Consider the following 20,941-nt stretch of genomic DNA (forward strand, 5'->3'; position numbering starts at 1 on the left):
TGAACTGGTTAGCTGACGAATCGCAGATAAATCAAAGAATGCGGCGCACGTCGTCGACCGACGCCGTGCGGCCATTGCCGATGTCCACCAGCACGCCGGTGGAGTCACCGCTGATGCTGCCCACCTTGCCGTAGACCAGCGCGACCGGCGAGACGTCCTTGCCATCGGCGGTGGCCGCGACCTTGAAGGTGTAGTCGCCGTCCGGCACCGCCACGCCGGCATCGTTCTTGCCGTCCCAGGTGATGTCGTGCACGCCCGCGACCTGGCCCTTCATGTCGATGGTGCGCACGATGTTGCCGTCCTTGTCGAGCACGTTGACCGTGACCGCGTCGGCCGTGGCCGGCAGGTCCACGCCGATCTGCGTCGGCACGCCGCCCGCCACCGTGGCGGTGTTGCCCGGCACCATCACCGTGTGGCCGATCAGCGACGCCGAATCCATCGCGCGGCTGGCCGCGACCTGCGACAGCAGCGCCTGCAGCGTATTGTTCATGGTCTGCATGCCGCTCACCTGGCTGATCTGCGCGAGCTGCGAGGTGAGCTGCGAGTTGTCCATCGGGTTGAGCGGGTCCTGATTGTTCATCTGCGTGACCAGCATGGTCAGGAAGTTGTTCTGCAGGTCGGCGGCGCTGGCGCTGCTGCCTTGCAGGGCGTTGTTGATGCCCTGGGTGCTGGTGTCGACGGTGGTAGTCATTGCGGGTCCTGGTTTCTGGGCGTCACTGACCGAGGGTCAGCGTCTTGAGCATCATGGTCTTGGCGGTGTTCAGCACTTCGACGTTGGCCTGGTAGGAACGCGAGGCCGAGATCATGTTGACCATCTCCTCCACCGGGTTGACGTTGGGCATCGTGACGTAGCCGTCGGCATTGGCCAGCGGGTGCGTCGGGTTGTGAACCATGCGCGGCGGCGACGGGTCCTCCATCACGCCCTCGACCTGCACGCCGCCCACGTCGCTCTGGCCCGGGGTCGGCGCCAGGCCGAAGATGACCTGCTTGGCGCGGTAGGGCTGGCCGTTGGGGCTGACCGCGCTGTCCGCGTTGGCCAGGTTGGAGGCGGTCACGTTCATGCGCTGCGACTGCGCGGCCATCGCCGAGCCGGCGACGTCGAAGATATTCATTGCTGGCATGGCGTGCTCACTGCTGGATGGCCGACAGCATGGTCTTGATCTTGGCGCTCATCACGGTAAGGCCCGACTCGAAGTGCACGGCGTTGTCGGCGAAGGCCACGCGCTCGGTGTCCATTTCGACGGTATTGCCGTCGATGCTCGACTGCAGCGGAATGCGGTACTGGAGGTCCATGTCGTCGGCCACCGGCGCCTGGCCGGGCAGGTGCCGCGCCGAGGTGGTGGACAGCGACACGCCCTCGGCGCGCTTGCCGCGCTCGACGGTCTGCGCCAGCGTGCTGGAAAAGTCGAAGTCGCGCGCCTTGTAGCCGGGCGTGTCGGCATGCGCGATATTGGAGGCAATCACCGATTGCCGCTGGGTCCGCAAGCTCAGCGCTTCCTGCTGGAAGCGCAGCGCCGCATCGAGTCTGTCAATCATGTCTGTGTCTCGCTGGAGGGAGAGAGCGACGAAGGTCGACCTTCTTCAGGTGTGCCATCTTAGGTTCGGCCCTGTCATCCCAATCGCGCGAATAGGGCAAAAAAACCCGCGTATTTCGCCACGAGCCCGAAGGCGCGGCTGCCTACAATGGGTCCTGTTCCGCGGCCCGGCCCGCGCGCCCGCCGCGCGCCGCCGGCCCGCAGCCTTGCCGGATGTACACATGAATCCTCGCTTCTGCGTCACTTTGTGCGCCACTTTCCGCGCCGCCCTGCGCACCGCCACGCGCGCGCTGCCCTGCGCGCTGGCCGCCGCCGGCGCGCTGTGCGGCGGCGCGCTGGCAGCGCCGCCCTCGCCTTTCACCGAGGATCCGGTGCGCGCCGCCGTGGAACAGTTCCTCGAGCGCCAGACCGCCGGCCTGCCCGGCAAGGCCAGCATCCAGGTGGTGCCGCCGTCGGGCGGCCGCGCGCCGGACTGCCCGCTGCCCGAGCCCTTCCTGCCGCCGGGCGCGTCGCCCTGGGGCCGCATCTCGGTCGGCGTGCGCTGCGGCGGCGAGCGGCCCTGGACCCGCTACGTGCAGGCGCGCGTCTCGGTGGTGGCCGACTATTACGTGGCGGCCCGCAACCTCACGCCCGGCGAGCCGCTGGACCCGTCCGACCTGGAGCTGCGCCAGGGCGACCTGTCCGGCCTGCCGCGCGCGGTGGTCACCGACCTCGCCCAGGTGGCGGGCGCGGTGGTCGCCAACCGCGTCGCGGCGGGCTCGCCGATGCGCATGGACCTGCTGAAGAAGGCCATCGCCGTGCGGCAGGGCCAGAACGTGACGGTGGTGGTGGAAGGCGAGTCGTTCCAGCTCAGCAGCGAAGGCAAGGTGATGGCCGACGCCGCCGCCGGCAACAACGTGCAGGTCCGGCTCAAGAACGGCCAGGTGGTCAACGCGCTGGTGCGCAACGGCGATACGGTGGTGTTGCAACAATAGCGACAATAAGACAATAGGCCCGCGCGCCGGCCCGGCGCCGCCGCCGTGCATGAGACAATGGCGCGCCGCGCTGCGCACGAAGTGCAGCCGGCATCCCAAGCCCGTGCCCGGACGGCCGCGATCCGCCCCGGGCGGCCCTAAAGTTCTGCCGCCGCCGTCCGATAAGCCAGAGGAACCCAGCAAGGAACCACCGTGAAGATCAATCAGACCACCTCCTCGAGGCCGGCCGACGCCAGCGACGGCACGCCGCGCAGCGTGGCGGGCGCCGCCGCAGGCCCCGCCGCCGCCCCGGAAACCGCCGGCGTGCGCGTCAGCCCGCTGGCCGCGCAGGTGCGCGAGATCGGCGCGCGCCTGGTGGAAGACCACGACGACGATATCGATACCGCCAAGGTGGACGAAATCCGCCAGGCGATCGCCGAAGGACGCATCAAGATCGACCCCAGCAAGATCGCCGACGGTCTGCTGGCGTCGCTGCGCGAACTCAACGGCGGCGCCTGACGCACCACACACCGCGGCGGCCAAGCCAACCCACGTAACATAGGCAAGCCATGAGCCAGTCCCTGATCCAGAACCTCGCCCGGGAAACCGAGCTGTCCAAGGAATTCGCCGCCGTGCTGGGCGAAGAGCGCGCCATGATCAAGGCGGGCGACTACCAGGCGCTGGTCGGCCTGCTGGAGCGCAAGGTCGAACTGGCCGGCCTGCTGCAGACGCAGACGCGCACGCGCGAGGCGCAGATGGGCGCGATGGGAATCCGGCTCGGCGCCGGCGGCCAGATCACCGGGCGCGACCTCTCCCCCGCCATCGAGACGGCCTGGCGCAACCTGCTGTTCGCCGCCCGCATGGCGCGCGACGCCAACACGCTCAACGCGGCCGTGGTGGACGCGCACCTGGAGTTCACCCAGGAAGCCATCCAGACGCTGCGCCAGCGCGGCGACACCGGCGGCACGCTGTATGGCAAGGACGGGCGCACCCAGCAAGGCCCGCAGGGCGTGAGCCTGGCGGCCGGCTGAGGCTGGTGGCGCGGGGAAACGATAAGAAAACCCGCAACTCAGTTACCGCAACACCCTTGGCAAAGCGCGAACATGCGGTACGCCGACGGTGGCCCCACCGGATTTCAGGTCTCCGGCGAACCGGTCAATGCGTCTAGAATGCCACTTTTGAGAGATTCCTCCGCACATGGCGGAGGAATTTGCGAACTGGCAGCCGACTGCGCCATCGTCAAACGCGGGGTGATACCGCCATTCCCAATGCCGCGGCCATGGGCGGAAACACCCGCCAACTGCAGCGTGCTGCCCCGCAGCTCGATCTTCACCGGGTCGGTCTTCTTCCACTGCTTTTTCGGCACGACCACCTTCCAGACCGCTTCTTTGTCCGCTCTGCGGAAGAACGCCACCACGCCGACATACCCGGCATCGGCGTGCATCGGCTCACTCAGGCTCACACTCGCATCCGGGCGCAGGATGACGTCCCTGGTTGCCAGCAGATCGGGCTTGAGCGACTCGAGATCGTTGGCCTGCAGTTGCGCGTAGCTCAGTTGCTCGAAGGCCTGCGGCGTCTTCAGTTGGTAAACCCGCACCACCGTCGACAACGATTGTCCGGCGCCATCAGCATTTAACGACAACCGGCTGGTGAGGTCGAGGTTCATGGTCTTGACCTGCGTCGTGAAGACCCACTTCGCCGCCTCCACCGTGCTGTCCTTGATCCCTTGCCCAACGCCGCAGCCAGCCACAACAAGGGTGGCAACCAGCAGTCCGGCTCTATTTTGAAGCTGTCGCCCCATCGTATTGATCCTCTTGGCGTATCAGGTTTTCGTGTTGCATTCGTCTTGCGCGCGGCCGGCACAGCTTTGCTGCCTGCTACGCTGCGCCAGCTCCGTTCCATGTCCCAAGTTGCACGCGCGTCATGCCCGGCATGGCGCCGTCGACGTCGTTGGCTTCCGCCACCGCCGGACATCGCAGTTGCGTGGTGTAACCCAGGCTCGCCTGGTCCGAATTCAGGGCTGGTGCCGGCATCAGCGCGGGTCTTACCCGCATCTCCAGATGGGCATGCGCTGCGTAGCCGAGATAAAAGCGCAGCAGCGCCATCACCTCCCCATGCATGCGCCTGCCCGGCATCAGCTCCAGCACCGATTCCCGTGTCTGCGGCGTGATCGCCACGCGCACGGTGTTCGCGCGATCGTAGAAGCCGCGTCCCAGCACGCAGTTCTCTCCGAGCGGCATCCGTTCGTCGGCGTCGAGGCGCACCCACACGGGGTAGAACTCCTCGACCGCAATCCGGGCGTCCGGCACGGCGTGTTGCAATACGCCGGCCAGGCCTTCGGCCGTGCGCGTGCGCTGGCTGGCCAGCCCCAGCATCGACAGCAGTTTCTGCGTGCCAACGGTGTCCTCGATCCGGACCTGGCCGGCTTCCATCTCGCCGAAACCCAGCCCGAGCAGGCTCAACAGATAGCGCGACACGTCGTCCTGCCCGCCCGGACGGAAACCCACCGGATAGCGATACTTGCGTGCGACGCGGTAGAACTGCGTGACAATCCGGTGGTGGAACAGATCGAGAAAGGCTGCGAGCGGCTCGGCCCCGTCGCGACGCTGCGCAATTTCATCCACGAAGTAGGACGGCATGCGCGCATCGACGCCATAGAGGCCAAGGAAGGTCGTGCGGACCACGGGCGGCCGATCGGGGTGGTCGCTGTCGTGCTCGATTGCCTGGATCTCCCGCCCCGGGAAACCCAGCCGCCCATGCGAGCGGAAACGCACAGGCTCGTTGGCCGGGGAATCGGTCGTACCCAGCGGCGGGTGCCGCGGCGCGGACAGCTCGATCAGTTCGCAGAGCCGGAAGACATTCATCCGTGGCGCATTGGCGAGCAGCGCCGGCAGCAAGGCGCCGGCCGGGGAGGACGTCGCAACCTGGTCTGTCATGCTCAAAACGGAGCCCCCTCCCCTTTGCTGTCTGGCCACGCCAGACGCTTGCCGGTGGGCTGGGACACGATCACCAGCCGGGTATACAAGTTCACGGTCGCGTACAGCGACAGGAACCGGTTGAGCATTTCACCGAACAGTTCCACGTCTCCCTCGCCGGCAAAACGGGGGCTGTCCAGTGTCACCACGATCTCCACGCCACGCAGCAGGCCTCCCTTGACGAGCTTCTGGAGCGGACGGTGCCGCACGTCGGAAATGGCATCGATGCGCCGGCGGTTCAGTTCCCCGTCCGTCCAGTCGTACAGCGCCAGGCTGCCGCGCAAGACTTCGGCATCGAGCAGCGACAGGTAGTTCGGCGCGAGGTGCGACAGCACCCGCCAGTGAAAGCGGTCGCCGGTGGGGGGATATACCGGCAGGGTCGGCGCGGTCAGGTTGCGCACCGTGCCGATATTGGTGAAGCCGCCACGCATGCGGGTGATGCCGGCCTCGCGCAAGCCCTTGCGCGGCAGCATGCCATTGGTGCCGGTCACCGATAGCGACAGGGTTTCCTGCGGCAAGGTTTGCTGCTGTTCCCAAGCATGGCCACCAAGGACGACCCAGGTGTCGAACCTGCCCGAGGGACCGCGACGCACGCGGGTGTGAAAGTAGCGCTCCGGCATCTCGTGGCGCAGCATGCCGCCCCGGTGACGGAACGCCGCAAACGGCGCGTACTCGAAGCGCTGGCCGCTGCCGGCTTCGAATCCGCGTACGGTATCGACGGAATATGCCTCGACGTGCTGCCCATGCTGCTCCATCGCCCGCACCCGGTACTCGGTCTCGAAGTGAGTGACGGAGATCGGGTTAGCTTCGAGCTCGAACAGATTGATGATGGGCGTGCAGAAGAGCCGCACGTTCTCGGCCGAGAAGCGCATGTCGTCCGGAAACGGCTTGTGGAGTACCACCTCCACGTCAAAATGCTCCGCATCTTGCGGGATGGCGTCCATGTCCAGCCCCACCAGGTCCACGAACATGAATTTCTCGGGGAAAGTGAAGTATTCCAGCAGCAACTGGTAGCCGCCAAAGGCGTTGTCAGGCTTGGGCCAGAGGCGCTCCTCGGCCGCAAATCCCGCCGGTTCCAGGCGCAAGCCCGCCATCGGCTGGGGTGCACCGGGCCGGTCGGCCGGGTAGCCCGGGACCCGTACCTGCACGGCCAGCGGCTCGGCGGTGAGCGCGGCATAGAGCGCCAGCGCCAATGGCCGGTCGGCATGGAGGTAGAGCCGCAGGCGCGGCACCGCCAGTTGCTCGCGGCGCCCCTGCATCTGGAGTGCGAGCCGCAGCCGGATCACCGAGCGGCCATCCTCGCGCGCGTGAGCACTGGCTTCAGTGAGCCGCAGTGGGTACAAATCGACCGGTTGCGTGGTCCGATAGATGCACTCGACGCTGTCGCCGCCGTTGGCGGCCTGGGTACTCAGCGCAATCGGGTCGGACGTGACTTCCAGCCCGGCCGGCAACGTCTCGTGGCGTTGCAACGCGCCGGCGGTCGGGGTCAGTTCGAGGATCGACAGCGAGGGAATCATGCGCAGGTAATGCGGCCATAGCATGCTGACCAGTCCCTCGGTCAGTTCCGGCAATTCGTCGTCGAGCTTATGGCGCAGCCGCCCCATCAGGAAGGCGAAGCCCTCGAACAGCCGTTCAACGTGGGGATCGCGCTCGCCGATGCGGTCGATGTTGAGCATCCGCGCGCGGTCCGGAAATGCCTGGGCGAACTCCTTCCCGGCCTCGCGCAGGTAGCGCATCTCCGCCTCGTAGTAGCGCAGGATCTCGTTGTCTTGGGTGGGATGGTTCATGAAATAGGTAATTGGTTCTGCAGCTAGGCGAGGGCCACCGCGCGGGCCGGGTCGATGGCGGTCAGGTCGCCCACCAGTGCGTCGATGCGCTGCGTCAGCGTGGACTTGTCCGCGTCCTTGCGGGTCAGGCGGGCTTTGAGCAGCCGCAGCAGTTGCTGCTTGGCTTCGAATGCGAGCGACGGCTCCCAGGCGGACAGTTGGAAGCGCTGGGCAGCCAGATCGAGAGCGGACAGCAGGTGCAAGGCTGTGTCCGGCCGGCCAGCCCGTTCGGCCACGCGCGCCATGACCAGTTGCCGGACGAAGCGATCCCGTTCGCCATCGGGCACTGGCAGGCCCTGCAGCCAGGCGAAGGCGGCATCGAGGCTCTGCTGGGCGGCGAGGTCGGCCGCCTGGGCTTCCGTCTCCGCCCAGTCGGTGCTGGCGGATGCGACCGATACCGGTGCCACCGCTTCGCCGCGCTCCACATCGCGCACGGTGGCATGGCGCGCGATCCACTCCAGCGTGGCGTCGTCCGCGAACGGCGTGCCATCCGTAAAGGCCAGCCGATCGAGGCCGGGCAGGCGCTCGAGCATCAGCGCGCAATCGGTCGCCAGCAGGTCGCGCACGCGGGCATACTCGCCGCCCGCCTGGTCCTGGGCGGTGAAGGCGTAGTACTGCAAGTCCAGCCAGAAGTGGTTCGCCCCTTCGGCGAAAGCCTGTTCGACGCGGTCGAGCAGTTCCGGCCACTGCTTTTGCAGCAGCAGGCGCCTGAGCTGGGCCCGCAGTTCGGCGCGCGGCGCCAACAGGCGGGTCTTGCCGCTCGCCTCATGCGGCGGCACGTCGGTCAGCGTATCCCAGCGCACGCAGCGCATCAGGCGATACGCCGCGAGATAGCCCTGGGGCTGCTCGCGCAGGAAGAGCGCCATCTGGCGCGTCCGGTCGAGCAGGTCGCGCGTGGAGGCCACCTCGCCGGCGGCAGGCGGGAAGGTCGACGAGGTGGGGGATGGTCTTGATAGCTCACCGATGCCGGTACTCTCGGCGGCCAGTGGAGACTCGACGCGCTCTTCGAAGCGGCGGAATAGCCCGTCGAGCGCCGGGCGCGCCGACTCCGGCCACTGCGCGGTGCGCTCCAGGATCAGGGCCAGCGCGGAGAGCGTCCGCTCCAGGGGCGCGCCGGTCAAGCCCTGCACCCGGTCGAGGCGGTCGGTAAACGTGGCGCCAGCCAGCCATTCGAGCGCGGCCTTGCGGCTCTCGGCGCGGGTGGGCAGCATCTGGGCGCCAAAACGGTCGATCAGCGCCGACAGCAGTTCGAAGCCACAGGCTACCCCTTCCGCACCTTCGCGCCGCATACATCCGTAAGCATAGTATGCCGCCAGGCGCACATCCTTGGCGACATGCTTGAGCAATTCGCCTGCGGATTCCATGATCAGCGCGTCGTCGATATCGGACAACTTGGCGACTTCCTCCTTGATAGCGAGGAAGCCGTCGTCGTAGCCGGGATCGTCGCCAACCGGGGCATCGGGGCGAATTGGTTGCAGCCACGGCTCCCAGCGGGCCTGGGCCGAGCGGGCAAGCGCGGCGGGCGCGCGGGCGCCAAACAGTGCGTTGAGGAGGTTGCTGAACATGATTTCCTTCTCAATTAGCGCGAACTGCGCGGGGCCGAGGTGGCACGCGGCACCACCTGCGGCTCCCGGCCCACGAAGATGCGCGACGGCAGCACGAAGCCCCGCAGTGCCAGCATCTCCAGCGGTCCCTGGCCGACTTCGGTGCGCATCTGGTAGCGGATCGGGTAGGCCATCTCCGCTTGCGGCGGCAGCCTCGCCGCACGCTCCGTCAGGCTGTCAGCCTCGGCAGCGCTCGGCTCAAGCTCGCTGGTTGTCGGCCCCTTGGTGTCGGGCGTGCCTCGCCAGGTCAATTGATAGACGGCGCTGTCCAGCGGCTCGACGTGCGCCCGCTCCAGCATCCGCACGAAGCCAAAGCGGCCGCCGAACTCATAGCTCTTGTTGGTGCCCGCGTGCTCGGTCTGCCACTGCAGCCGGGTGCCCAGGTCCTGCAGGTTGTTGGCAGGCCAGGTCATCGCCTGCCAGGTCTCGCGCTGGTTGTAGTAGTGCAGCTTCTGGCTGTCGACGGTCAGCACCGTGTCGGTCAGGCCCGGCGTGGGAATCGGCTTGACCTCAAAGCGATACTGCGGCTCGCCTTGCGCCAGCAGGCGGGTGGCGATGCGCTGCAGGGCATTGACCGCCTTGAGGAAGGCCGGATCGAAGGCCAGCGCCTGGCCGCCGGTGGCCGCCGGCACCCATTGATCGCCCTGCAGTTCCAGCACGCCTGCCAGTTGCGTGCCGAGGAACGCCCCGATCACGCCGGTTTGCGGGCGCAGGAAGCGCGCCAGTTCCGGCAAGGAGGCATCGTTGGCGCTGTCGGCGAACGGATAGCGCCCGGCGAACGATTTGCCCCATGCCATGGCAATGCCCTGTCGCCAGGCGTCGTTCAGGCTCGCCTGCGCGGGTTGCAGCACGGTCTGCGTGGCCTGCGTGATCGGGCGTACGAACAACGTCTCGCCCATGCCCGCCCACTGGTTGCCGAGGCTCGCCGCCATCAGTTGCGCATAGGCCCGGGTGTCGGCCAACTCCGATCCCTTGCCCTGGAAAAGTGCCTGCGCCATCTGCCGGGCTTGCGCGTCGGCATCCGCGCTGTTGCTGACCTGCTGCAAGCGCAGGCGCAGCGCCGTTGCGCGGTCGAGGAAACGTTGCAGGCTCAGGTCGCTGCTGCTGCCTGCATTGGCGGCCTGGCCCTGTCCCACCAGCCGCAGCACCGGTCCGAAGGCGGCGCCCAGCGGCCCGGCCGTGTCCGGCTTGATCGCCTCGGGTCCCGCCGTCTTCTTGCCCAGCAAGTCCTGGGCCTTGGCCACCAGCGTGTCGGACAGCGAATCCTTGTGCGCGCCGGCGCCACCCTGGTATTCCAGCGACTTCATCAGCGCGATCACCGGCGACTGGCGCGCATCGGCCATCAGCTTGAGCTGATCGATAGCGGCCGGCAGCGTGGGGGCGGGTTCCCATTGCAGGCTGTTCATGAAGCCCTGCCAGCGCTCCGCGTAGTCGGCGAAGTACCGCTCGGTCAGAGCCGCCTGCAGGGCTTCGGCAGAGCGGCCTTCTGTCGGCGATGCCTGGGGCTTGCCGTCGGTCAGCACCCAGTCGCTGGCGATCTCGCTGCGCCTGGCGGCGGCCTCGATGGCGGGAGCGACATAGCCCTCGTAGGCCTGGCGCGTGAAGATACCGGGCACGATCGCGGTGGCGCGCACCAGCCCGCGGGGATCGGCGCCGGCCGTCAGCGAGACCAGGGTCGCGTCCGGATACTTGTTGCCGCCGTTGTTCGCGAAGGCATTGATGATGCCCTGGTAGATGGTGTCCTCGCCGTTGCGCTCCCCGATCACCGCCAGCAGGGTCTGGCGAGCGCCGGCCACGAGTTCCGGGCGGGGTTCGATGCGCCAGTCCGGGTTCGCCTTGAGGTGCTGGGCATAGAACCTGAGCAGGCGTTCGGCGAGGTCCTGCCGCTCGCCCGGCGTGATGCGGGCATCGGTAGACCAGCGTCGTACCAGTTGCGGGGTCAGAAAGGCCGGGTCGGCACGCTCGGGGGCGGCCAGCATCAGGTAGGTCTTGAGGCCTTCGTGACCGCCCAGCGCCCAGCGGCTGGTCTGCTCGTCCAGCATGTCGGTGCGCATCTGCGCGAGGTCCACCAGCGACGCCTCGAGGTCCTGTTGGACCGGCGTTGCCAGCAATCGGCGACTGGCCTGCGCGTAGGGCTGCCACAGGGCGTCAAGCACGGCTGGGTCGCGGTTCAGGCCAAAGCGGGTCGCGAGCGGTGCGTGATGCTGGGTACGGTATTCGTAGCGCTCGATCTGCTGCTGCAGGGCAAGCAGTGCGCGCAGGCGTTCGGCGGCATTCGGGGCCGATTGGATGCCGGTCACGGCCTGCCCGGCAACGTGCATGTCGCGGCCATTCAGTACGCCAGACACTAGCATGCCGGCGCTCCACAGGCCGATGGCCGTCAACGCCAGAGTGGAGCACACCGTGACCGGATGCCAGCCGATCCGGCGGCCCGGTTGGCGGCGGACGGCTTCGCCCAGGTACTGCCAGAGGGGCAAGTCGGTACCAGGCTCGTCGTCCGCATCGGCGGCAGAGCCCGGATATGGGGCGAACACAATGCCGCTGAGCGGGAGGCGTCGGCGTTGACTGCTCACCAATCCACCGATCCAGTCGGCGAGCACCGGGCCTCGCGTGTCGAGCCGCTGGGAGAGGGCTCCCATATAGCGGTCACGCCCATTCTGGATCAACTGCGCGACGCTGCGATTCGCCAATTGGTCACGCAGGGTCTGCAGCGCGGTGCCGATGGCGGTGGCGTCAGCTTGCCGCGGCAACTCGCAGCCGATCACCGGTGTATCGCCGTGGGCGGTCACGTCTGCCTGGGCGACATCGAGCAGGTAGATCGGTGCAGACCAGTGCAATACCTCGGCGATGCGAGCCAGGTGGAGGCCACAGGGCATGGTACTCCCGCGTGGCTTGGGCAATTGGGCCTCGCCGTCGGTCACGAGGACCACGGCATCGACCGGATGGCGCCGGCGCAGCCTGTAGATCTGCTTGAGCCATGCGGCGTCCGGCTGGCCGCCCTCGCCGCCCTTGCTCCATAGCAGCACCGCATCGGTAGTGGTCAGCCAACCCGTTTCGGCAAGGCCGGGCAGCAGGTGCTCAATAACGTCATCGTCGCCGGTGAGCAGTAGCCAAGGCTGGCGATGGCGCCAGCGCCAACCGTGGATAGCTCGAAGGCGTGTTGCCAGCGATTCCCTCAAGGGCGCCCACGCTAGCGAATCGGGCACTTCCGACCCGGCCACAGAATCGACCGGCACGACCCCCTGGGCAAGCAATGCCTGGTCTACCACGCGCCCCGCCTTGCGAAACTCCACCAAGGAAAACAGCGGGATCACAACCAGCAGGATTGCTCCACAGCCCAATACCCATGCCATCGCACGGCCTCGGCTCTCCGGCGTAGTCAGGCCAATCGTCGCGCCGAGCAGATAAATCAGGACACACGCCAAGGCGCATGCGAAGACCAAGGCCCAGAGTAGCCCAGAGGGCAGGCGGACCTTTGAAGCGGGAGAGGGAACGTCAGACACCTTCATGCGCTGTTAGATTTTCATTTGATCATGGTCATGCGGACCAGGTCACGTTGCTGGCTCGCAACCATTTGCGGACGCCCTGTTTGATGTGCATGCTCGCTCGCGAGTGCAATGCCAAGCCAATCGGCTGCGATGCCCGCATGGCCAAGACTGGCATCGACCTCTTGGATTTCACCCGCGTTCCGGCCGGCGTTCGTCCAGGCAGCCAGGATGGCTGCCCCAGTTGCGCTATCCACGCCGGATTGCCACAAACTACCGGCTTCGTCAGCAGAACCCCGCCCCCATTGCATGGCGGATGCTAGGACCCCGCCCATATCGGAAAGAGTGCCTTCAACGGGACGATGCAGCGCAGTATTCCCCACCCACCCTGCTCGCCGTCCAGCGCATTGCGTCACAAATAGCAAAGCCACGCCAGCCTCGGTACTATCAGATGGCGGCACGTCATACAGTTGTGCGGCGACGACCAGGATCGCGCGGGCCGTCTTTCCACCATTGTCAAGCCACCTATCCACTTCCATAACGCCATAATCTGCCGTTGTGTGCTCGACATTTTCCCCGCGCAGGCCCATCTCCACCCAGATGCGTTTCCAGCCGACCAACGCCTCAGCGGGGTCAATTGACCGCCCGTCAGCAACCAGATAGACATCCAGATGCAGCCGGGCCGGCAAGTCTCGCAGCGCATCCGTCATGCGTTCGAGCAACATCTGATACACCGATTCCGACCGGATGGCCGCTGGCTTCCTGGCGAATTCACTTGCGACATGGCCAGCCTCGTCCTCGCTCTCAATAAGAATCGAGTGCCGGACGTGAGCATTGACGGCATCCACATAGGTCGATTCCAACACGCTTTCACCATCGACGATGCGTTCGGCAACACGGTCTCCCCCAAGAGCGGTGACATAGGCAATTTCCAGTAAGCTCAATGGCTGTTGGGCATGTCTAATGGCAACACGCAAACCCTCGTCTCGCACTTCGTTGCGAATGTGCGTTTTCATCTGGGCATACTGGAACAGCCCATAACGCAGAGAAAACATCACTCCGTAGCAAAGGCCCGGAACACCAAATAACCAGGCCCAAAAGACTCCTTCGTGAACCGACTTGCCCGCAGGCCAGCACCACAAGGTCAAACCGGCACCGGCACCCATCACCACGATAAACAACACAAGCCAAATCACCGCCGAAGGCCCATCATCGCCACAGGCAACTTCTGCCGGCAATGCGGAGAGGTCGATCGGCATCAGGCAATTCCGGTATTGGGTGCCGACGAAATCAGCGAGCACCCGCAGGCAGTTCGGTGGCCATGAAAGGCCACCGGAACGCCATCATCGGTAAACGATGGGTCACCCTCGACGATCACGTTTTCTCCGTGCATTGGGCAAGACACCCAATCACCTTTGCGCGCCACCGGGCTGCCGTCGATCAACATCGTCACCGAGCCCGTGAGAACTACCCCGCCATGTGAATTTCCGTCGCCCTTCCTGACAATTCCTCTCATTTCTTTATCTCATCACAATATAAGATCAAGCTTCCTACTTAGCGGCGCCGACTATGGCAACCGCTGCCCATGACTTCTCGCACTCCGAGCTCACTTCGGCAATTCGGCAGGTCCGGCCGTCCACAACCAGCACATGGCCGTGGCCCCTCCCCACGTCACGCCTACCGCCACCAGCAGCATTGCAAGCCAGATCAGGGAGGCTTCGATCGTCCCGCCCAACTTAATGGGCAATGCGTTTCGAAATCCCCGTTGATCATCCAGGCAAATCAGCAACAGTGCTCCCGCGGCGGCAACTACCCACGGAAATACGGCATAGGGAGCGAGTCCGTTCCGTCGTTGTCGGAACACACGCACGCACTGCCTCAGCCAGAGCAACGAAACGAAGACAGGCAACGCGAGAATGGTGCGCGACAGCAACACCAAACTGAACATATCCCGCTCGGTCATCAACGTCAGCAACCAAATGGGAAGCACCCAGAAAATGAGTGCCCAGGCCATGACGAGCTGCAGATGCGATCCTCGTCGGGCAATTAAACTCACGCCCAAGAGCGTGACAGTCACGCCAAGCACACCTGCAATCAGGATCAACATTCCGCTGATATAACCCGCATAATCCGCATTAGACATAGCTGGCAGCCCCGACGCTCGTTGTTACCGGAATTAGACCGCATCCATCATGATCACTCCCGCTTGCGCAGTGACGCCACCACCTCGTCCGCTAGCCGCTTGAATTCCTCCTTCGACATTGGCGTAAGATTGCGTTGCCTTGCCACTTCCGACCGTTGAATCAAATGAATGTCCAAGGCATAGTAACCACCCTGCGGATTGGCGACAGCACGATATCCATAGTCCACGTCCCCATTCTGACGGGTGATTTGGATGAAACTGCTGTAGCCCTCATAGTCCGCCATCTTGACTGACGGAAATGGCCAAACGAGAGTTCGCATTTCCCTTTCTCGGGGAAGTTGCTCCCAAAATACCCTGAGGCTATCGCGGCTTTTTTTCTTGTTTTCGCTTGATGACAATCGGAAATCCGACGCGTCATCGTTACGATCCCACCAGGCACCATCACCCACCCAGATCATGATATCCGGGTGTTTCGCAAGCACGCCCTTCTGATAGATCCTTAGAAATCGCCCACGAAACGTCGTGCCGATGAAAGAAAATGGCAAACACAAGCCCTCTCCACTAGAAATCTCAAATAATTCCCGTGGCCGGAATAGCTTCACCTTCTCTTCAAAGGTCGGCTCGCCTGGGCTTGCTTTTCCTTTCGGAGGCCCTGAGATCGAATAAATCCTGCCAGCACGGTAGAAATACCCGTCAATACTATCTGGGCCATCTCGCCATGCGAAAGCATTTATGTCGCTGATTGGGTACGCGGAAATACTTTCCCCGTAGATCTGCCTCTCTTTCGCTGCATCCGTCATCGGTGCATTTTTTGCCTCATCAAGCGCATTTTTCTTATTACTGATATATGCGTCGTGCAATTTTTTTTGCACCGTATAAAATTCTTTGATCGTCACGTTACTGCCCGATGCAACCGGAAGTTCAGCTACCTGATCGCTTCCGCTAACGTAGTCACCAACAACGCTGCCAACCGTCCTCACAAGGGGCTGGAAATCCGCTGGCAGGTCCACCTGATATAACCCAACACACTCACTTTTCCAGGCCACCCCGTCTGTTTTAAATCCAAATACTTGCGCCTGACACACTCCCGCGCAAAGAGACAAGAGCATCCAGACCAACTGGAACCTGATTAGCTTGAAGGGATTCCTCATGATGCGCTCCCGTTGTCAGGCAACTGCCCGACTGCGGCCAGAACTGGCCGGGGTGCAGCATTTTTCTCATCGGGAACTTCCTTTGTTGGCAAAGGATCTCCCTCTGTAACCAAAGTATAATTTAGCTTCACATCGTTGTTCTCACCCTTGGTCCATGCATAAGGAAACAACGTCGCGAATCCCTTAATATTTCCCAATTCAGCCACCTGCTTTTCATCGAGTGGTGGCGCCTTCCAGAATTCCGAGTCAAATGGCATCCTTGTCCTTGCAAGCGTCAAATCTGCCCCCTTTCTCTCATTCTTCTCACCTCTGTGATAGACGGGCCAGATCGAAGCCCCCCTTTTCCGCTCCGTATTCTTTTGTGGATCAGAAGGGTCAAAATTTTGGGGAATAAAGGGAAACGCTGCTTCATAAGCCTTTGCGTTAGCGTCCGCAATTTTTTGAATGTTCTTCCAGCTGCCCGGCTTCCCTGGCTGCTGGATGGCGTTTTTCAACTCTGTTGCTTGCTGAACACTACTGCTGCCGTTTTCCACGTTGAGGCCGAAAATCTTCTCCCACACCGCTACCCGTAGATGGTGCGCGAAGTTCCGCACCAGGCGGGGTCGACCGTCATCAAGCACATCCTTACTGCCCTGTTTAGTGTCCAGAATCAGCACTCCAAGCTCTGAGTCACGATCCCCCAGCAAACTCCGATCGTTGATATTGGCACTGCCTAGCAGCACATAACGATCATCCACAATCATCAATTTCGAATGCACGTAGACCTGTTCTGTCACATAGCGTTCGCCCAGCTTGGTCCAGTTACGGAGATTCAATAGCGTGACGTACCTGAAGCACTCAGAAATCTTAATATCCTTATAATCATTCGTCGTCTCGCTCTCCCTGCAAACCGCCGCCTTGAGGGATGCCAATTCCTTGACGGTCTTGCACGTGCCTTTATTTGCATCGAACTCCCGCTTCGCCCACAAGTGCCGGCGAATCCGGTTCAACAGACTGAACCGCCCGAACACCAGCGTCTGCATCGTCCAATGCACCTGGCATAGCACCGCCCCATCATTCAGCTTCCCTTCCGGATGTACAGGCAGCGTGATATAGACGTGAAATGGCTCCCCATCAGGGTTGTCAAAGATTGCCCGCCTTATCCGGTCTCCAATGCACTGGCAAATGTCGTTCTGGATTCCTTCGTCATCGCCGTCGTAGCCCCAGCGGGTAGCCTTCGCCGAGACCATGCTGTACACCTCCGCGCCTGGCCCTACATAGCCGGGGCCCGGCGACGGGCTCGGGTTCCAGTCCGATTGGGCGCCGTCAATCGTCCGCGCCGAACCCGATTTCACCTGAGCACTGCTGAAGTTCGAGACGAAAAATTGATTCTCGATGTAGATGAAGTGCGTGCTATGGTCGATCAGCAACCGCATCGCCTGCAGATGATCACTTTGGGTCTTGCCGCTATCGCACATCGCCGGCGGAGCGCTACGCAGCACCTGAACCACGCAGCCACCTTTGCCTTGGACCGGTTTTTCCGCGTTTGTCAGCTTGGGGAAGTCCTTCTTTGCACCGTGGTTCCAGCGGCTCACGAAATTCCGCGTGAGCTCCGCGACAGCCGGTCCCTCAATGCGCACCTCGACATCATTCCAAGGCTGGCGGGGCTGGATGGCCACATCCAGTCCGTCGAGCGTTGTAGATAGTGGCACACCGGGCTTGTCCTTCGCTATATTGCCGCTGTATGGCTTCTGATAAGCGCCTCGTTCAATAGCCTCGCGTGCGATTTTCTTGTTCGTCTTAACGAGATACGGCACCCCTGCAGCGGTGTCCCATGGGCCACTCATGAGATCTGGATCGACGACCTCCACTTCACCATCGGTGACTTTACCCACCGGAGCCACGCAGGCGTTGTAGCGATTCAACCCCTTTCGACCATCCGCATCCGCACGCAGGGTGAACTGCGCATCGTCATATCGACCATAGGCGAGATCGATGCCGCCGACGTAACCGATCTTCCGGTCAATCACGACCTGCTTCTGATGATGACTGTAGAAATCCCTATTCCGGGGTGACACCGAAGCCGACAACTGAACGTAGACTTGCTTGCCCTCGACTCCGCGCCGCAACGTGTCATTGATGCTTTCCAGCGCGCTCTTGGTTTGATCGTCGTAGGTCTGCACCGGTGGAGAGTCATCCCACGGCATGACATAGATCTTGAGGCGTGGCTTTGCCTTGGCCGCGCTAAGCAGAACGTCGTACAAGCGTTTGCCAGGCGCGAGCTGAGCATCCCAATTGACTTGCCATCCTGCGATATAGATGCTTTCCGTGGCACCAGCAATATCTTTGATCAGGTCGGAAAAATAGTCCTTCCCACAAATATATGGCTTGACCTGGTTCCCTTCGAGTGGCACGGAAAATCCATCCACAACGTGGAGGGAGCTGGTCACCGCGGCTTTATATGGGCTGCCATCCGTGCCAACGATCTGATGAACTTGACGCCTCTTGTCGGTGTTATCCGGCACGACTCAGACCCCCTTTATCTTATTCAGCGCGGCCTTGCCACCGACCTTTAGTACATCGGCGATGTGAGCGCCAGCCGAGCCATCGATATCCGTGCCGTTGATGCTACCCATTGCATCGGTATAGCCCATTGCATTGATGGCACTCTGATAGGCTTGACGGCTGCTCCAGCTCGCCAACTCCTGGTCCAGTACCAATTCATGGGCCCGGCCGTTCGCAACGACCCACATCTGATTCGGCGTCTCGTCATAGGCAGCCTTGAGCCTTTCCATTTCCGCGGATGTCAGTGGCAGTTTTCCAGCAGCGTCTACCCGTCCTTTCAGCAAAGGTTCAAAGTCCAGCAGGGCCTCTTCTGGACTCTCGGCCTGGACGATGGTCCATGGGGTATGCACGAGGTGGCCTCCGTGCTCACCAGGGACGTCCGGCATTATTAAATTGAACGTGGAGGGCGTCTCGGGCAACGCAGTGCGTGGCAGTACTGGCATTTTCATGTTCAAGCTCGCTGGCCCCACCTTCTGAAAGGTCGCGCACTTGAATTTCAGGTCCCCCGGGCAAGCGATCTCGATATTGCCGTTCTCCAGCTTGATGTAAGCGCCGCCACTGGCGAGAACAACCGACTTCTCGCCAACTGCCAACACCTTGCCAGTGGCGCTGGCCACTGTGACATCCTTGCGGCCAGTCATGGACAGTTCGTCGTCCTGCGCCTGTATTTCGACCTTGCCCTTGGCGGCAAACAGCTTCATGCCCAGTTTCTGCGCAAACAGCGAAACCGCCTCGCCTGCGGCAACCGTGAACTTCCTGATGACGCCGATATCAGCATTGCCGCCGGCAGTAGCAAACAGGTTCCCAGTGGCCGACACCTGAAGATGCGAACCGCTCGTCAACGCCACGCCTGCCGGAGCAGTGGCAAGCAAACCTGCCCCCTTGAGTTCATTCAGGGTCTGCTCAAACAACTGCTTTTGCTTCTCGAACTCGGCGGCGTGCGCCTGGGCCGCCTGCGCGGCCTTCGCCATTGCCTGCATCTGCTCAAGCGCAAGGTTCAACTGCTTCTGCGCGCCTTGCATGTCCAACTGCTGCCCATTCGCTCCCGGCTGGTCGTCCGCGGAAAGGAACAATCCCTTGCCGCCCCGGATCGCCCCCCAGCCCGAGGTGCGCAGCTCAAAGCCATCCCCCCGCTTTTTCTTCTGATGGTCAACCAGGTGGCCCAGGTTGAGCTGGGTCTTGCCGCCATACTCGGTGGAGAGCTTGACCCCCTCCTGCCCCTCCCAGTCCTCAAACCGCAGCTTGTTGTTGCTCTGCGTGCGAATCACGTTGCGCGACAGCCAGCGATCCTGATTGGTGATCAGGTCAGGGTGCTGGCTGGTGTGCTGCACGCTAGCGATGTACGGCTTATTCGGGTTGCCGTCGCGGAACGCCACGTCCACATAGGTGCCGTCGATCAGAGGAAAGTGAAAGCCCGTCTGCCGCGCCCCGGCGAACGGCTTGGCCAGGCGCAGCGGCACGCTCTCGCCGCCATTGGGCCAGGCGTCGAAGTCGAAATCGAAGCGGACGATGTAATGGCCATCCTGGGTCAGGTAGGCATACTTGTACTGACCCGGCGAGGTGATGCGGGCGCTCAGCGTGCCGGCGATGCGCGGCCAGTTGGCTTCGTCCATCGGCAGCCGGAAGCGCCGGTCCGAGGGAATGGCCTTGTAGGTGTTGCGGTAGGCGGCATCACGCGCGCCGGTGTGGACGACCTCGGTGACCACCTGCCCGTTGGGCGCGTCGGGCAACGCCAGGTCCAGTCGCAGGATGCGCGCCGGGCGCAGCGCCAGCACGTTGCTCTCACCCGCGTAGACCAATTGGCCGGCGAACTCGGCCTCGTGACGCAACTGCGCTTCCCACTTGGCGTCGTCGAAGTCCAGGTGATGTGTGCCATACACGTAGGACTGACCGTAGGTGGTCCTTTCCTTCGCGACATCGGCCTCTCCGGCGGGGCGTTCCCATGCCTTGTCGGGATTGAAGTCCGCGACCCGGAATGATTCGGGAATGGTCCGCGCATGGGTCCCGAGCGAGAACACCGTTTCCTGGCCTGATTCCAGTCCCGCCGTCTCGCGATAGGGCACTCGCAGCTCCGGCTGGTAGAGGTAATGGTCGATGTCGTCGCCGAACACGATCATCTCGCCGAACTCGCCATGGATGAAATAGCAGTACAGGCCCTCCTGCTCCATCAGCAGCCGGATATAGTCCCAATCTGATATCTGGTACTGCATACGCAACTTGTGCTGCGGGTACTTGCGCCGCGTCTTGAAGGCGAACTGGTGGCCCTTGAGGTCATGGCGGCGCAGGATGGCCTCGATGATCTGGGGCGCGGTCTGCTGCTGGTAGATACGGCTGGCGCGCGTGAGCCGCAGCCGCGCGACGAGCGGCTCCACGACGATCTCGTAGCCGCAGAAATCCCGGGTCTGGCGGGTCTTGGAGAAGCGCGTGATGCAGCCGGCAAACTTGCGTGGCTCGCTGCCATCAGCGGGAACAATCAGGAAAGTCGCGTCTTTGCCCAGATACCCGGCTCGATCAAGCTCAAGCGGATGCGTCAGTTGGATGGTGACGGCATAGGGCTCGCCCATCCGCTCCACTGCCTCGAACGACACCACCGACAGCGCGGCGGCGCTGGCTGTGCCCGGCACCTCGAGAAAGTATGCCTGCCGCCCGGTCAGTCCCCTGAGCAGGGCATCACCGTAAGTCCTCAGTTCCCTACCCAGATCCGCCATTGCTTGCGCTCCGTTGT

At 63.2% G+C, this 20,941-nt stretch carries 17 protein-coding genes; 3 read left to right on the plus strand and 14 right to left on the minus strand.

Annotation, left to right across the window (positions count from 1 at the left end):
* Positions 1–31: 31 nt before the first annotated feature.
* The 3 genes from flgD to flgB are packed head-to-tail and all read right to left on the minus strand — an operon-like array spanning position 32 to position 1,536.
* Entirely contained in the window at positions 32–691 is a 660-nt protein-coding gene (gene flgD / locus ACWTPI_RS32145; RefSeq protein ID WP_020203988.1) for a flagellar hook assembly protein FlgD, read from the minus strand.
* Between the two features lie 22 nt (positions 692–713).
* On the minus strand, positions 714–1,121 hold the full coding sequence (gene flgC, locus ACWTPI_RS32150) for a flagellar basal body rod protein FlgC (protein WP_029043818.1): 408 nt from the start codon (positions 1,119–1,121) through the stop codon (positions 714–716).
* Positions 1,122–1,128: 7 nt separating this feature from the next.
* On the minus strand, positions 1,129–1,536 hold the full coding sequence (gene flgB / locus ACWTPI_RS32155; protein WP_020203990.1) for a flagellar basal body rod protein FlgB: 408 nt from the start codon (positions 1,534–1,536) through the stop codon (positions 1,129–1,131).
* A gap of 220 nt (positions 1,537–1,756) precedes the next feature.
* Here flgB and flgA point away from each other — a divergent pair, with 220 nt between their 5' ends.
* The 3 genes from flgA to ACWTPI_RS32170 all read left to right on the plus strand — a co-directional run bounded on the left by flgA (position 1,757) and on the right by ACWTPI_RS32170 (position 3,519).
* A complete protein-coding gene (gene flgA / locus ACWTPI_RS32160; protein WP_082079556.1) occupies positions 1,757–2,509 on the plus strand; it encodes a flagellar basal body P-ring formation chaperone FlgA in 753 nt (250 codons plus the stop codon).
* A gap of 192 nt (positions 2,510–2,701) precedes the next feature.
* Positions 2,702–3,007, plus strand: a complete 306-nt coding sequence (flgM, locus tag ACWTPI_RS32165; protein WP_454733799.1) for a flagellar biosynthesis anti-sigma factor FlgM — start codon at positions 2,702–2,704, stop codon at positions 3,005–3,007.
* Positions 3,008–3,057: 50 nt separating this feature from the next.
* The gene (locus tag ACWTPI_RS32170; RefSeq protein WP_020203994.1) at positions 3,058–3,519 is read left to right on the plus strand and encodes a flagella synthesis protein FlgN; all 462 of its coding nucleotides are present in this window, start codon (positions 3,058–3,060) and stop codon (positions 3,517–3,519) included.
* 104 nt (positions 3,520–3,623) lie between these two features.
* On the opposite strand, the gene tssJ is transcribed toward ACWTPI_RS32170, so the two are convergent.
* The 11 genes from tssJ to ACWTPI_RS32225 all read right to left on the minus strand — a co-directional run bounded on the left by tssJ (position 3,624) and on the right by ACWTPI_RS32225 (position 20,924).
* On the minus strand, positions 3,624–4,289 hold the full coding sequence (gene tssJ, locus ACWTPI_RS32175) for a type VI secretion system lipoprotein TssJ (RefSeq protein ID WP_454733800.1): 666 nt from the start codon (positions 4,287–4,289) through the stop codon (positions 3,624–3,626).
* Between the two features lie 76 nt (positions 4,290–4,365).
* A complete protein-coding gene (gene tssG / locus ACWTPI_RS32180) occupies positions 4,366–5,352 on the minus strand; it encodes a type VI secretion system baseplate subunit TssG (RefSeq protein ID WP_454734053.1) in 987 nt (328 codons plus the stop codon).
* Positions 5,353–5,426: 74 nt separating this feature from the next.
* Complete coding sequence (gene tssF / locus ACWTPI_RS32185) at positions 5,427–7,250, minus strand: type VI secretion system baseplate subunit TssF (RefSeq protein WP_454733801.1); 1,824 nt, start codon at positions 7,248–7,250, stop codon at positions 5,427–5,429.
* 23 nt (positions 7,251–7,273) lie between these two features.
* Positions 7,274–8,854, minus strand: a complete 1,581-nt coding sequence (gene tssA / locus ACWTPI_RS32190; protein ID WP_454733802.1) for a type VI secretion system protein TssA — start codon at positions 8,852–8,854, stop codon at positions 7,274–7,276.
* Positions 8,855–8,868: 14 nt separating this feature from the next.
* A complete protein-coding gene (locus ACWTPI_RS32195; protein ID WP_454733803.1) occupies positions 8,869–12,246 on the minus strand; it encodes an ImcF-related family protein in 3,378 nt (1,125 codons plus the stop codon).
* 170 nt (positions 12,247–12,416) lie between these two features.
* Positions 12,417–13,637, minus strand: coding sequence for a hypothetical protein (locus ACWTPI_RS32200; RefSeq protein WP_156174044.1), 1,221 nt, complete (start codon positions 13,635–13,637; stop codon positions 12,417–12,419).
* Complete coding sequence (locus ACWTPI_RS32205; RefSeq protein WP_081651619.1) at positions 13,637–13,894, minus strand: PAAR domain-containing protein; 258 nt, start codon at positions 13,892–13,894, stop codon at positions 13,637–13,639. Before ACWTPI_RS32205 ends, ACWTPI_RS32200 begins: the two co-directional genes overlap by 1 nt.
* Positions 13,895–13,984: 90 nt before the next feature.
* Complete coding sequence (locus ACWTPI_RS32210; RefSeq protein ID WP_156174045.1) at positions 13,985–14,521, minus strand: hypothetical protein; 537 nt, start codon at positions 14,519–14,521, stop codon at positions 13,985–13,987.
* A gap of 53 nt (positions 14,522–14,574) precedes the next feature.
* Entirely contained in the window at positions 14,575–15,672 is a 1,098-nt protein-coding gene (locus ACWTPI_RS32215) for a hypothetical protein (RefSeq protein ID WP_155888407.1), read from the minus strand.
* On the minus strand, positions 15,669–18,176 hold the full coding sequence (locus tag ACWTPI_RS32220) for a phospholipase D-like domain-containing protein (protein ID WP_155888408.1): 2,508 nt from the start codon (positions 18,174–18,176) through the stop codon (positions 15,669–15,671). The genes ACWTPI_RS32215 and ACWTPI_RS32220 overlap by 4 nt, the downstream gene beginning before the upstream one ends.
* 3 nt (positions 18,177–18,179) lie before the next feature.
* On the minus strand, positions 18,180–20,924 hold the full coding sequence (locus ACWTPI_RS32225; protein WP_454734054.1) for a type VI secretion system Vgr family protein: 2,745 nt from the start codon (positions 20,922–20,924) through the stop codon (positions 18,180–18,182).
* Positions 20,925–20,941: the final 17 nt, after the last annotated feature.

The sequence above is a fragment of the Cupriavidus ulmosensis genome (assembly GCF_977008105.1).